Source organism: Marinomonas posidonica IVIA-Po-181, from assembly GCF_000214215.1.
Classification (GTDB): domain Bacteria; phylum Pseudomonadota; class Gammaproteobacteria; order Pseudomonadales; family Marinomonadaceae; genus Marinomonas; species Marinomonas posidonica.
In genome coordinates this window covers 1,461,166-1,475,531 of record NC_015559.1, presented here as the reverse complement: position 1 = coordinate 1,475,531, position 14,366 = coordinate 1,461,166, and the positions used below count along the sequence as shown (strand labels likewise).

Sequence of the window (14,366 nt, the reverse complement as noted above, 5' to 3'; positions counted from 1 at the left end):
TTTATTAACGTTACTCAATCGACAATGAAATCAAGCAATGCGCCTGCTACTCAGTTCGGAACTTAGCCACCATCTCATGCAATTCTTTACCCAGCACATCCTGACTTGCGCATAACTTAGCCACATCGCCAGAGATAGAAGACACTTGCTGAGCCGAATGACTAATATCCGTAATGTTTTTGTTAATGTCCTCTGTAACGGCTCTTTGCTGTTCTGCAGAGGCGGCTGTTTGCATGGTCATATCACGCATTCTCTTCACCACTTGCTCGATCTGCTCAAAGGACTCTAACGCCTGATCCGATAAACCAATGGCCGTTTCAGATTCGGTCAAACTCGTCATCATTGAATCCGATGCTTGTTTAGTCCGACTGGCTAGCAAGTTCAAAATATTGCCTATCTGCTCGGTAGACTCTTGAGTTCGTCCGGCCAAGGTTCTTACTTCATCCGCCACGACCGCAAAGCCACGACCTTGTTCACCTGCACGCGCAGCTTCTATCGCTGCATTCAAAGCCAATAAATTAGTCTGTTCAGCAATGTCCTGAATGGTCGAAAGAATCTGATTAATATTGGTGGTTTCTTTTGCCAGTTCGGTAATGATCTCATTCGAGTCTTTTAGACGTTGACCAAGTCGATTCACCCCATCCGCACTGCTTTTTAACAGATTTTTACCGGCCACTGTGGTTTCCAAACCTTTCTCAGAAAATTCCGCTGAATGCGTACAACTTTCCGCCGCGTCACTCGATGCAATGACCATTTGCTGGCCAGCCTCAACAATCAGCTCAATCGAGCGCAATTGATCTGAGGTCGATTTTGCTACTTCACTGGCCTTTTCAGACGTTTCCGCAGACACTTTATCCATCTTTTGACTAGACTGTTTAATGCCGACAATTAACTGACGAGTAGAATCAATGAATAGATTAAACCAATTCGACAAGACCCCGGTTTCATCTTTGGACTGAGTCTCAATTCTCGACGTTAAATCCCCTTCCCCTTCTGCCAAAATTTTCAAATGATTTGAAACAGACTCAATGGGTGTCACTAAGCCTTTTGAAATAACAAAAGCAACGAGAATACACAGCAATAACAGCAACACACACACAATAATGGTGGTTGTGATCAGCTCATTGGTACTGGAATAAATCTCCGCGGTTGGCATCAAGCCCACAAACTTCCACTGCAAATTTGGGGAGGTATACACATTGGCATAATAGTCTTGGCCATCTAAAGAAAAGAAGGTAATACCTGACGAGGTCTGGGCTATGTTTTGGTAAGCTTCACCTTCGAGGTCGGTAATTTTCTTGAAATTGTTATCTGGGTGTAACGCATCAACCAAAATGGTGCCGGTATTTTCAACCACCATAATACTGCCAGACTCACCCAGCTTGGTTTTGGTTGCCATGTCGGTTAATGTCTTGATCGACACATCAACCGCAACCACACCATCCATTTGATTGCCTCGTTGATAGGAACGAACTGCGGAAACGTATACTGCGTCATCTGGCTCCCAGTAATAAGCATCACGTAATACGGTTTGCCCATTATTTTCCATACCAACCGTATACCATGGACGCTTCTCTGGATGCCACTCGGCATAACCATAGGTCCCAGGCCATTCAGAATAACCGCCCCGTTGATCTCCCAAGTAAACATACACAAAATTAGGGTTATTGTTACCAACTGCTTCGAATAAGTTAAATAGATCAGCTTCACGTCCACCATTTTGACTCGCCACGTCTTTTGGTGCTTTTCCTTCTGTTTCAAAATAAGTGGTTAATGGCTTGGCATTTGGGTCTTTCACCGCATCACTGTCGGATAAGAAGCCCACCGTGTATTTGATGTCTTTAATGAATTGGTCAAAGGTCTTTTCCACCGCGCCCAAAGTTTGTCCGCTGTTCTTCGAAAAGCTTTCGAGGGCTTGGTTAGAAGCGAGGTAACCAGTAATAGAACTAATAATTAGAATAGGCAAAAGAGTCGCAAGAGAAAGTGTGATCAACAACTTTGTTTTAATTTTCATTAGCATTTTCCTAGCACAAGTCCATTAATCTAAGGCAGAATTGCCTCCATGGAACCCGATTTAATCCTATATTCATTCTAGGATAGGCGGAAAACATTATAAACACATAAATTCCGATAATTTCTCTTATCTTATTGCTCAATCGAGCTAATTACCTCCAACACCTCTGGTAATACGGTAATTTTCTCCTCTTGCATTTCCTTAAATAACACCAGAATATTTGGCCTCTGCTCAGGAAATTCGACTAACCATTTTAATAACACTTGCTTTACTTCTGCCATAGATTGAGACTCATGAACAGGCACCTCTAACGCTTTCAACCTTTCTTTGAAATCCACTTCATCAATCAAGTCCACTATCATCATTCCGAGTCACCTCTCTTCATCCAGTTCTTAGGTTAACCTAACGAATAACCTTTTCTTCCAATAAAAAATCGAATATGGCGTTTGCCTTCTCTTCCACACTTTCGTTTTTCATCACTTTGCCACCGCCACCCGCGGCTTTGGCCGTCGCCGCCTTAAAACGATCTGCAGCGCTCTTCGCTTTTACCACCTTCATCCGCTTAGATCTGGCTTTTGCGGGTTGGAATTGCCATTCACTGGCTTCTTGATCGATAGCAGACAGGCTTTCGACAACCTCAATGTTGGCTCTCATACCAGGACCAAATGCCGTCTGTCTTGCGGCTGTTGCCGCATTATCAACCGTCGCAACAAAAGGCAAAGAAACCGCCACAGAGCGCCTTTGCCCTCTCGGTAACGCGAGCAAAATTTGTGCCACACCCTTTTCAATAGATTGGATTTCCGCAATCCTTGGCACCAAAGGCCAACCTAGCTTTTCCGCTAACAAATAGGGCAATAGGCCTGAAGATTCGCCAGTTTCAGAACGGGTCCCCATCAGCAAAAAGTCGGCTTGCTGATCTTTTACATAATCGAGCATAGCCGATAAAGCATCATCCCCTTGATGCTGTGATAACACCGTCATACAGGACAGTCCCATACCAGCGTATTGTCGTAATACCGGTGACGTGGCTTGACCTGCATGGACAACAGACAAATCCACTAACTGACGACCTTGTAAATTCAGTCCCATTTCCACCGCTCGACCGTCCTGATCAGCACGACGCTCACGACCAGACTGTGGGTGCTGACCAATCGACACACAAACCAATGCTTTGTATTTTGCCTCATCAGATGGCATAGATGATGGTTTAAGCAACATGACTTGTCTCCTCATTTGGGGAAGGTATTTCAGTCGTCAACACCTTACCTGTGCGAACTTGAGCCAAACGAATCAGCTCTGCCAATAATTCCTCGCTGTCACCAATGACCGCCAAATCAGCTCGTTTTATCATGTCACAACCCGCATCCGTATTAATGGCTACGATTTTGTCGCACTGGCCAATACCCTGCATGTGCTGGATGGCACCTGATATTCCGACCGCCAGATACACTCGCGCCGTCACCCAAGTCCCAGACGCACCGACTTGTCGCGCTCTCGGCATAAAACCATCATCCACCGCCACACGACTGGCCCCTTCCGTGGCCCCTAACATGGCAGCGCAATCATGGAACTGTTGCCAGTTATGAATGCCGTTACCTGCCGATAAAATGAACTCGGCTTCGGCCAAAGGCACGGCATTAGGGTCAACTGTCATCAAGCCTTGATCAGACACATGACATTCGGACGCTGAAATGCCGTCTACTGACAAGGGCAATACTTCGTGACGTGTTTCGTCAATTGGCGCACCACATTCCTCTAATAACATTAAAATACGGGGTGTCGAACGATGAATGTCTTGGCTGGCCGATGCCGCTCGACAAACCGTTTGTTGATGACTGACTTGCCAAGCTTGAGTCGCTGGCCTTTCCCCCAAGGTGACCGCCAAACGTGACGCCAGATCCATGCCGCCATTGACACTGTCTGGAAATAACCAATGTTTAGGGTGATATTGCTTCTCCAATTGAAGCAAAGCCGACAACTTGGCTTCGGGCGCAAATCCCTCGTACTGTTGCGCGTCTAAATGCACTAAACGATCAACCCCAGCCAGATCAAACTGCGATTCTTTGCTCTCACCAAAACAAACCACCACCACGGCCAATCGTTCATCAGCGTCCATCGCTTTACGTTCAGCCGCTAGATCATGAGCCAAGCCTAAAATGTCTTTATCATGGGAGGTTAAACGCCCACCAACCATGTCAGGCACCACCATGATGTAGGCATTTTCGTCCACCACTTGATGAAGCGGCAACAAGACGTCTTTAGCGCTTGCTGTCGCTCGCTTCGCCTGAACGCCAGTATTTGGGTTGCCAGCTAAGCGATCGATACGCTTAATCCCATTCGGTCCAATAAACCCTTGACCATGTGGGTTTTTACGTAATAAACCAGTAGGGCCACGTTGCTCAACCGCGGACGCTTGTAACACAGCTTGATGTAATGGATGCAAACGATTTCGAGCAATTCTTTCCGCTCTTGGGTCGCGTCGAAGAATCTCGTGATACTGACTCATGCCGCGCCCTCCACTAACTGATCCGCCATGATTTCAGCAATATCACGCACCTGAGGACGAGGCTCGACCACCCCTTCCAACATGGCCGTGCATTGTTGACAACCCACCGCCACCAACTCAGCCCCCGTGGCAACAACCTCTTCCATGCGCATATCCGCAATACGACGCTCACCTGGAATATCCGTAATGGGCGCTCCGCCACCGCCACCGCAACAGCGTGAGCGATAACCTGAGCGCTCCATTTCCGCAACCTCAATCCCTAACCCCGACAGCAAAGCACGAGGCGATTCATACTCACCGTTATACCGACCTAAATAACAAGGGTCATGATAGGTAACTTTACCGCCCATAAATTCCGCCACAGACAATTTGCCTTGCTCCATAAGGCGATTTAAAAAGGTCGTATGATGCAACACCTCAACCTCTTGCAGTGCGCCTTGTTCATCAAAATCCTGATATTCATTGCGCAAACAATGAAATGCATGAGGGTCAGTCGTGACTATGGTATTGAATTCATATTGAGATAAGGTTGCTAGATTACGTTTCGCCAAACTCTGAAAGGTCGCATCATCACCAAGTCGGCGCGCAACATCGCCACTGTCTCTTTCTTCGTCTCCCAATATCGCCACATCCACTTTGGCCGCTTTTAACAGCTTGACAAAGGCTCGGAGAATTCGCTGGCTACGCATATCAAACGCGCCGTCGGAGACCCAAAATAAAACATCAACCTTCTTCACGTCCTTCATGACACTGAGGTTCTGATCAGCCGCCCAGTGTGTGCGGCTACCCGGTGCGTAACCATTTGGATTATCCGTGGCAATGATATTTTCAAGTATCTCAGCCCCTTTGTTTGGTGTGTCGCCTTTTTCTAAGGTTAAAAAACGACGCATGTCGACGATGGCATCCACATGCTCAATCATCATTGGGCACTCTTCCACACAAGCGCGACAAGTGGTGCAAGACCAAAGCGTGTCTGCGCTCACCAAGCCTTCAGTGATCACCTGGGTTGGCGAGCCCACGGCCTTTCCAACCTCGACATTTGGATAAGCACTGCCGGCGTATTTTTCATCCGTTCCACCTGCTAACCCCACCACCATGTCCTGAATCAGCTTCTTCGGGTTCAGCGGCTGCCCTGCTGCGAAAGCTGGGCACATAGCCTCACAACGGCCACATTGAACACAGGCATCAAAACCCAATAATTGGTTCCATTTAAAGTCTTCAGGTTTCGCCACACCATGAGAATCGCCACCCAAATCAGCGGGTTTTAATCCAGTAGAACGTCCACCACCAAAGCGCTCTGGACGACGATGAAAAGCCAAATGAAGCGCTCCGGCAAAAGCATGCTTCATAGGACCGCCCCAAGTCATGCCAAAGAGCATTTCACCAAGACTTAATAGAACCAACACGCCGAACACCAAACCCAATAAAATTTGCCCCATCTCCCCCAAGCCAAAACTGTCCGGCAAAATACCCGCCGCCGGTAGAGTCAGAATAAAGAAGGTCAGTGAGAATGTTAGCAGGCTTTTTGGCAATCGCATCCAAGGCCCTTTTGACAAACGAGAGGGTGGATTCAAACGACGTTTAAACACAAATACGGCGCCGCAGAACATCATCACCAACGCCGCCAATAACAGCCACGCCAAAATTTGACTGTTAATCTCCAATAGGTGAACCAGAACCACCAACACCATCGCCAGTACAAATCCCCCACCAGTAGCGACGTGAGTGCGAGACATGTATTTATCACGTTCTACGACATGATGAAGGTCATGCAAGTAGCGTTTTGGCATGGCCATTAAACCGGCCAAAATATCGACTTTTTCGGCTTGCCCGGCACGCCAAAGATTGGCACGTCGAATCGCGCCTATGCCCGCGAGCAATATTAACGTCGCGATTAATGTAGGAAGCAACCAATCCAGAATCATCTTTTACTCTCAATATTAGGCGTATTGAAAACAGTACACAGTATTAAAACCGTACGATTTATTAGCGATAAAGTGGGCAAAGCAAAGGCCTTCATGAGCATCAAGGGCCCATTTCAACACTGCCTTTCAAGCTTCCCCATCGTCTCTTATAGGTCCTTACAAAGACGTAAAGCATCGTACATCGCCGCATGAATATTGCGCTGTGACACACAATCCCCTAACCGCCACAAAATCATGCCATCAAGGTCGTTTGCTAACAGCTCAGGTTGAGGCTTAATATCAAACAAAGCTTCATTGTCTATTTGTCCCTTATTCACCGAATCGGCTTTTAAGTCGTAATACAATGCTTCATTCGGACGAGTACCGTTTTCCACCACAACCTGATCAATCACACGCTCTTCTTGCTGACCTGTGTATTCGTTTTCCAATACTGCTACCAGCTTGTCGTCTTCCCGATAGACTTTTTCCAACAGCATGTCCGACGTCATAATGACTTCTTTCTCATACAAGGAACGATAATAGGTTGGGAAGGTCGTCCCCCCGATACCAACACCCGGCTTAATATCATCGGTGACTAATTCCACCAGCGAGCCTTTCGACGCCAGATAATCGGCGGCCGACATACCAGAGAATTCACAAATGGTGTCATAGATGAGTACATTTTTACCTGGCTCAACCTTGCCACTGAGAATGTCCCACGTTGACACGACCAAGCCTTCTGCTGCACCCCATTCTGGGTTCTGATCTAGGAAAGGACGACCACCTGTACACAAAATACATACATCTGGATTCAACGATTGAACCAGTTCAACATCAGCAGACGTATTCAAGCGAATGTCGACGCCTAAACGCTCCACCTCCATAATCAACCAACGGGAAATCCCCGCGATTTGATCACGTTGAGGCGCTCTTGCAGCCAGCGTAATTTGTCCACCAAGCTCTGGGGCTTTTTCGATCAATGTCACCTTATGGCCACGCTCAGCAGCAACCCTAGCCGCTTCCAGACCACCCGGTCCACCGCCGACCACCACCACATTACGGATCGGGCCAGTGGTTTTCTCGATGATATGCGGCATGCCCATGTACTCACGCGAGGTCGCGGTGTTCTGCACACACAATACGTCCAAACCTTGATACTGACGGTCAATACAATAGTTCGCGCCCACACATTGACGGATCTGATCCACCTGATCCATTTTAATCTTGGCAATAAAATGTGGGTCTGCGATGTGCGCTCGAGTCATGCCGACAAAGTCCACATAACCGGCTTCCAAAATACGTTTGGCTTGATTCGGATCTTTAATGTTTTGCGCATGAATCACCGGCACATTCACCACGTCTTTTATGCCCGCGGCTAAATGCAAAAACGGCTCAGGCGGATAGCTCATATTCGGAATCACATTTGCTAAGGTGTTATGAGTATCACAACCAGACCCAACGACACCGAAGTAATCGACCAGACCAGTGGCATCGTAATATTGTGCGATTTGCTTCATATCATCGTGATTCAAACCATCGGGATGGAATTCGTCTCCAGTGATGCGCATGCCCACGACAAAATCCGCGCCAACTTCCTCACGCACGGCTTTTAGCACTTCCATGCCGAATTTCATGCGACCTTCAAACGTGCCACCCCATTCATCGGTGCGTTTGTTAACACGAGGGGACCAAAATTGGTCAATCATGTGCTGGTGAACCGCCGATAATTCTACTCCGTCCAAACCGCCTTCTTTGGCACGACGTGCGGCTTGAACAAAGTCACCAATCACTCGCCAAATTTCTTCCACTTCAATGGTTTTACAGGTCGCACGGTGAACCGGTTCACGGATACCAGAAGGCGACATCAAGTTTGGCCAGTTCTCACCATCCCAACGAGAACGACGTCCCATATGGGTAATTTGAATCATGATCTTGCCACCGTGCTTATGCACCGCATCGGCAAGATTTTGAAAATGCGGAATAATACGATCGGTCGACAAATTCACTGAGCTCCACCAGCTTTGTGGGCTATCAATCGACACCACACTGGAACCACCACAGATACAAAGACCACAACCGCCTTTGGCCTTTTCTTCGTAATACTTCACATAACGATCGGTTGTCATCCCGCCGTCTGTCGCATAAACCTCAGCATGAGCGGTACTCACAATACGATTACGAATGGTTAATTTATTGATATTGAGTGGCTCAAACAGCACATCATATTGGGACATGAAAAAGACTCCCGCTTAACTGGTAAAACGTGAAAATAATAGAAAAAAACGCCATGCCTGCCCGCACCGCGCTATTGTCAAAACTACATAGGGCTAACGTGGAAATAACCGACTTCATGACCTTCTTCAGCGCCACTTTGGGTCTGAATGGCTTTGGTACGTATTGAAGAGCCTTTGCTCTCTAATACTTGATCCAAGGCCCCGGCAAACCAACCCGTAAACATATAATCGACTTTGCGATTTACCTTCTTGCCGTGAATTTTTTCGTAGTGATAGACAAAGGCAGAATGTTCCAAACGCACCTTCGCGGTACCTTTTTCAATGTCCAATTCTTCCGTAATGAAAAAACCCCAGCCGCGCTGACATAAGCGTTTTAAATAATGATGCCAAATGTCCTCACCATAAATACCATGACATTCTGACTCTTGCTCACACCAAAAATAAGCCGATTTATAACCCGCTTTGTAAAGGATGTCGGCATAACGCTCGGCACCAATTTCGTCCTCAATGCCCATATGATTATTCACAAAAAAGTGACGTGGCACGTACAACATAGGCAAGGCGTCGGTTGTCCAAACACCGGTATCATCGTCTACTTGAATTGGCATTTCTGGTGCGTGAAAAGACATAGTTTATTCCTCAAAAATCGCTAACAATTAATAAATTACTGAGTGCAGTCGCAGTATCATGAACCCCAAACTTCTTTTAGTAAGTTCACCCAATTCTCACCCATAATCTTGCACACCTGACGCTCACTAAAACCATGTTTCAGCAAAGCTTCAGTCAAATTAGGAAACTCACCGACAGTACGAATACCTTTAGGGTTAATGATTTCGCCAAAACGCGTTAAACGACGTGCGTAGCCTTTGTCATGGGTTAAATATTCGAAAAAGTCATGACCATGACCTTGAGTAAAATCGGTCCCAATGCCAATGGCATCTTCCCCGACTATGTTGTAGATGTATTGAATGGCTTCGACATAATCATCAACGGTGGCGTTTACACCGGCTTTCAGAAAAGGGGTAAACATGGTGACACCGACAAACCCGCCATTGTCCGCAATAAATTTAAGCTCTTCGTCACTGCGATTACGCGGATGTTCTTTTAAACCAGATGGTAAACAGTGAGAATACGCCACTGGCTTATTCGACTCGATGATGACTTCTTTCGCCGTATTCGGACCAACATGAGACAAATCGCACAACATACCAACACGATTCATCTCCGCGACAATTTCACGACCAAAGCCAGACAAGCCACCATCACGCTCATAACAGCCCGTACCGACTAAGTTCTGCGTGTTGTAACACATCTGCACAATGCCCACGCCCAGATCCTTAAAGATCTGCACATAACCGATTTGGTCCTCAAACGCATGAGCATTTTGAAAGCCCATCATAACGCCTGTTTTGCCCTCGGCTTTGGCACGATGAATGTCTGCCGTGGTGTACACCTTGGTTAACAAATCACTGTTGGCTTCGATTAACTGATTCATCTCCACCACATTGCGCACCGTGCCCTCGAAATTTTCCCAAAACGACACAGTACAATTGGCGGCAGTCAGCTTCCCTTTCGCCATGTCTTCGAACAATTCACGGTTCCATTTGGCACAAATCAAACCATCAATCACAATGGCTTTGTCGTGTAACTCTGCTGCATTCATCGTGGTTTCCTTAAGAATCTAAACAATGAACTCAGTGTAATTTTTCAAAAGCTTGGGAAGCTGGCTGGAAACGACTAGAGACACACCAAAAGCGACTTTGCCCGACATGGCAAAAGAGATAAGCCTATTGCAACAAGACCATTCACAGCCTAGGCGCAGACCCAGTGGTGGTTCACAGCGAAGATCTGAACGCCACATTAGGTAATTAGTCGCATCCATCTCCCCTTTGCAAGACATAGAAAGTCGCTCAGCTAGCCTCCAGCAAGAAACAACATATTGGTCAATATTGTCTTAGCAATACCGAACGAATCAGCCACCGATTACATTCGACTAAGACAGAAATGGGCAAACAGCAGCTTACTTGATAAGATAACCCAGCCTCGCGTTTATGGACCTTTATTGATGTACGAAAAGATAACTCGCCTGACCACCTTAGCTTCTGGCAGTCTGTTAATTATGACCCTATCGGGTTGCCAAACAGCGCTGAATTTTGACTCAGTAGATTCCGTTAAAACGCTGACGAAGCAAATCCAAAACGCGGACAACATTGATGATGTCAAAGCCATTGCCAAACAAGCGAAAGTCAGTCGCGATCTCATACGAGCAGACCTCAAAGCGATCCAAGCCCTATACAAAAACCTTGATCAAAAGGTGAATAAGAAGTGGGGCAAAGACAACAGCCAATTGCCCGACAAGAAGAAATACGTCAAATACGTTAATGACTACCAAGCACGGGCCATCGTTGATTTTGATAAGGGTAAAGTGCGAGTCGAAACCGTCAACAGCCGTGCCCCAAAAAACGCTCTGATCGAAGCCGTTAAAACGACCCTATTAACCACAGCAGATCCGACCAAAACCGACATCTTCTCCAGCTCTGCGCCCAATACCGACGGCGTACCTTTCTTGTATCCGCAAGTGCTGGATAACGAAGGCGTGTTAGTAAAATACCCTTGGCGCGCGGGGCGCTATGCGGATTATTTGGTGTCCAACAAATTGCAAAAAAACACGGCCAGCGGCAAAACCATTTATGCCGTGGAATTTGATCTGGTTGAAAAACACGAGCATTTACGCCAAGAAAAATACAGCAAGTATGTGATTGCGGCCGCGAACCGTTACAAGCTCGAACCGGCCTTGATTTACGGCATCATAGAAACCGAAAGTTCTTTTAACCCTTATGCCGTCAGCCCTGCTAACGCGTACGGATTAATGCAAGTGGTGCCCGCCACAGCAGGCAAAGACGTGTACAACCTAGTGAAGAAGAAATCGGGGCAGCCCAGCAAAGATGTGCTCTTTTCTCCAGAACAAAACATCGACATTGGCAGCGCTTACCTGCACATATTACAAACCCGTTATCTTGTGAAGGTCAGCAATAAAACCAGCCAAGAATACTCTATGATCTCAGCGTATAACGGCGGCACTGGCAACGTTCTCAAAACCTTTGACAGCAACCGCACCACGGCAATGAACAAAATCAACCAGACCTCAGCCAGTCAGGTGTACCAACTTCTGAGGTACAAACACCCCAGAGCCGAATCACGGAAATACTTAGAAAAAGTCACCAAAGCGAAGAAAAACTACGAGTAAATTTACGCTGTAGTGCTACGTGTGTGGGTAGTTTTTTGGAGTATTACATGACCACGATTTATGATCTACTCAGCTTTCAAAGAACGCCTTGATCTCAGCAGATAACACGGCAGGGGCCTCTTCAATCACAAGATGCCCTGTTTCAGGCACTATCACAAGCTTGGCACCTGTTATTTTACGTTGAAGTAAATACGCTTGCTCGCAAGGAATCCATTTGTCTTCTTCTCCCCACAATATAAGAACCGGTGCGTTTACCGCGTTAAACTTATCTTGAAAGTCATCCGTAAAAACGGAATCGGCTTGAGCAATCTGTCGATAAAAGGCTTTTTTACCTTGTTCTCCCTCCCAAGGGGCTAATATTCCATCGATTGTCTCTTGTGATAGTGTTTGATAGGCAGCCGTTTTTATATAGGCTTCGACTATTGCGGAATGAATATAATCAGGAACACCCGAAAAAGCACTTTCATGTTTTTCGATATGTTTGAAGAAAGGCGACCCCCAGGGAGATAGTGCAACAGGATCTATGACAGCCATTTTTTTATAGTCGCGCTTATCTAGGATATGATTCCTCAATACTGTCGTGCCACCAAAATCATGACCGACAATAAAAGGCAAGTCTAACCCCCAGTGATCAACTAACGCATCTAGTAACTTATTTTGTATTCCAAGAGAAACATCCGCGTCGCTTTTATCTGATTCTCCATAGCCAAGCAGATCAAAATAATACACCTTATAATGGCAAGATAAGTCTCGAATCAAATGCCTCAAATTGAAAGATGACCAAGGTGTACCATGGACCAAAATCAGAGGCTCGCCCTCACCTTTGATTCCGTACTTAACGTCTCGCCCTTGGTATTGATAGGTATAAGGAAGATTCCAATTACTCAAGTTTGACTCCTTAAATAAAATCTCTTACTCAGCGAAAAATGTGCTATCAGCACAGAGCCGTAATAAGTTCTTATTTAACCAAATTATAGAAAATTATGGGGGCGGTCTGTCTGACCATAGCATATTATTTATCAGACCGAACACAGGCAAAGCGCTTGCAACATGGCTGACATTGACAACCAACGTAGAGTCTCATCCATTCACTTTAATGCTATCGCCAGTACCAAAATAACCAGGCAGAATAACCAGGCAGAATATGGCCCGTCAGATGCCATCAAGGTCCCCGAGAATAACGCTACTGGAATTTAGCTCGCCATCTATCAACTCGGCGTTTATCACGATCTTCATATGCCTGAATCGCCATAGATAGATCGAGCTCAACCTCTCTTTCCCTATCATTCGCTATCTCGCTTAAAGCCATGGTATACCATGCCGTCACTCCCCCACTAGGTGGTGATTTGAAGGTTGGAAAATCAGCTTGTGTCTCTATTCCTTTGGTCCAATCTCGCGCAAGTTCGGGTTCAAGAATGAAGGCGCGCCCTAATCCAACAAAATCAGCACACTTGGCAGACAAGGCCTTGAGAACTTGTTCACAGGTTTTAAAACCACCAGTGACCACCAGGGGAATCTTGGTCATGTTTCTTGCGTTCATGGCAAAATCGACAAAATAAGGGCCATTCGAAGCCGCGTCCGAACTCGCCTTTGCCCCGGGGAAATAACTGCCACCACTGATCTCGATCAAGTCAACGGAGGTCTGATCAAGAATACGAATGACTTCTAGTGCTTCTTGCGATGTTAAACCACCGTCCAGTTGATCCGAAGAATTGATCTTGATGCCAATGGGAAATCTATCACCCAAGGTGAATCGAAGCTTATGAAGGATGTCGACTATAATTCGGCTACGCGCTTCGACCGTACCCCCATACAGGTCGGTTCGACGATTAAACAGTGGTGACAAAAACTGACTGAGTAAAAAGCCATGGCCTGCATGGATTTGCACCCCAGTAAATCCAGCGTCTTTTGCTATTTTTGCTGCTTTAGCATACATCTCAGGTAACTGAGAGACTTCTTGTTCTGACATGCCCAAACATTCGAAGTCCCCTATCTTAAGAGCGGATGGGCCTTTCACTTGACTAAGCGGTTGGTAAGCAAGTGCCCCCGCATGACCTAATTGAGCCCATATGTGCGCATCATTCACTGAAGCTCGAGAGGTTAATGCCCTTAACGCTTGCCCGTTTGATTGCGGATCCAAAACAAGATTCCCCGGTGTTTCAGGGTATTTTGGGTCAATTTGTACTTCCCCGATAATGGACAATCCAACACCACCTTCAGCCCACCGTTCATAAAGGCGAATTTGTCGGTCAGTGGGGTTGCCTTCGCCATCTGCAAGTGAATCGGACATGGCGGATTTAATCAGGCGATTTTTGATGATTGCACCACAAGGTAATACGAATGGCTGATCCAGTAAATTTTTCGGCTTTAATGAGAATGTCATATGTCCCTCCAACGCTGAAAATGTGAACAGGAAATGAACAAGTTAGAGACATTGTGGAGCATTCTTATTAAACTAAAA

Annotated in this window: 11 protein-coding genes; 1 reads left to right on the top strand and 10 read right to left on the bottom strand. The window is 46.4% G+C overall.

What is annotated here, in order from left to right; translation table 11 throughout:
• Positions 1 to 46: 46 nt before the first annotated feature.
• The 8 genes from MAR181_RS06910 to MAR181_RS06875 form a co-directional block, all read right to left on the bottom strand.
• Complete coding sequence (locus MAR181_RS06910; protein ID WP_013795887.1) at positions 47 to 2,014, bottom strand: methyl-accepting chemotaxis protein; 1,968 nt, start codon at positions 2,012 to 2,014, stop codon at positions 47 to 49.
• 131 nt (positions 2,015 to 2,145) lie between these two features.
• Entirely contained in the window at positions 2,146 to 2,379 is a 234-nt protein-coding gene (locus MAR181_RS06905) for a hypothetical protein (RefSeq protein WP_013795886.1), read from the bottom strand.
• A 37-nt stretch (positions 2,380 to 2,416) separates the two neighbouring features.
• Positions 2,417 to 3,232 (bottom strand): electron transfer flavoprotein subunit beta, encoded by an 816-nt coding sequence (gene etfB, locus MAR181_RS06900; RefSeq protein WP_013795885.1) that lies wholly within the window; start codon positions 3,230 to 3,232, stop codon positions 2,417 to 2,419.
• The gene (gene etfA / locus MAR181_RS06895) at positions 3,222 to 4,520 is read right to left on the bottom strand and encodes an electron transfer flavoprotein subunit alpha (RefSeq protein WP_013795884.1); all 1,299 of its coding nucleotides are present in this window, start codon (positions 4,518 to 4,520) and stop codon (positions 3,222 to 3,224) included. Before etfA ends, etfB begins: the two co-directional genes overlap by 11 nt.
• The gene (locus tag MAR181_RS06890; protein ID WP_013795883.1) at positions 4,517 to 6,445 is read right to left on the bottom strand and encodes a (Fe-S)-binding protein; all 1,929 of its coding nucleotides are present in this window, start codon (positions 6,443 to 6,445) and stop codon (positions 4,517 to 4,519) included. Before MAR181_RS06890 ends, etfA begins: the two co-directional genes overlap by 4 nt.
• 146 nt (positions 6,446 to 6,591) lie before the next feature.
• On the bottom strand, positions 6,592 to 8,658 hold the full coding sequence (gene dgcA, locus MAR181_RS06885; protein WP_013795882.1) for a dimethylglycine demethylation protein DgcA: 2,067 nt from the start codon (positions 8,656 to 8,658) through the stop codon (positions 6,592 to 6,594).
• A gap of 83 nt (positions 8,659 to 8,741) precedes the next feature.
• Positions 8,742 to 9,287 carry a DUF5943 domain-containing protein gene (locus MAR181_RS06880; RefSeq protein WP_013795881.1) on the bottom strand — a complete coding sequence of 182 codons (546 nt, stop codon included), beginning with the start codon at positions 9,285 to 9,287 and terminating at the stop codon, positions 8,742 to 8,744.
• Between the two features lie 56 nt (positions 9,288 to 9,343).
• Positions 9,344 to 10,321, bottom strand: a complete 978-nt coding sequence (locus tag MAR181_RS06875; protein ID WP_013795880.1) for a dipeptidase — start codon at positions 10,319 to 10,321, stop codon at positions 9,344 to 9,346.
• 276 nt (positions 10,322 to 10,597) lie between these two features.
• Here MAR181_RS06875 and MAR181_RS06865 point away from each other — a divergent pair, with 276 nt between their 5' ends.
• A complete protein-coding gene (locus tag MAR181_RS06865) occupies positions 10,598 to 11,905 on the top strand; it encodes a murein transglycosylase domain-containing protein (protein ID WP_245546221.1) in 1,308 nt (435 codons plus the stop codon).
• Between the two features lie 69 nt (positions 11,906 to 11,974).
• Here MAR181_RS06865 and MAR181_RS06860 read toward each other — a convergent pair whose 3' ends face one another.
• Both MAR181_RS06860 and MAR181_RS06855 read right to left on the bottom strand, forming a co-directional pair.
• Entirely contained in the window at positions 11,975 to 12,793 is an 819-nt protein-coding gene (locus MAR181_RS06860; protein WP_013795877.1) for an alpha/beta fold hydrolase, read from the bottom strand.
• Positions 12,794 to 13,088: 295 nt separating this feature from the next.
• On the bottom strand, positions 13,089 to 14,288 hold the full coding sequence (locus MAR181_RS06855) for an oxidoreductase (protein WP_013795876.1): 1,200 nt from the start codon (positions 14,286 to 14,288) through the stop codon (positions 13,089 to 13,091).
• Positions 14,289 to 14,366 lie beyond the last annotated feature (78 nt).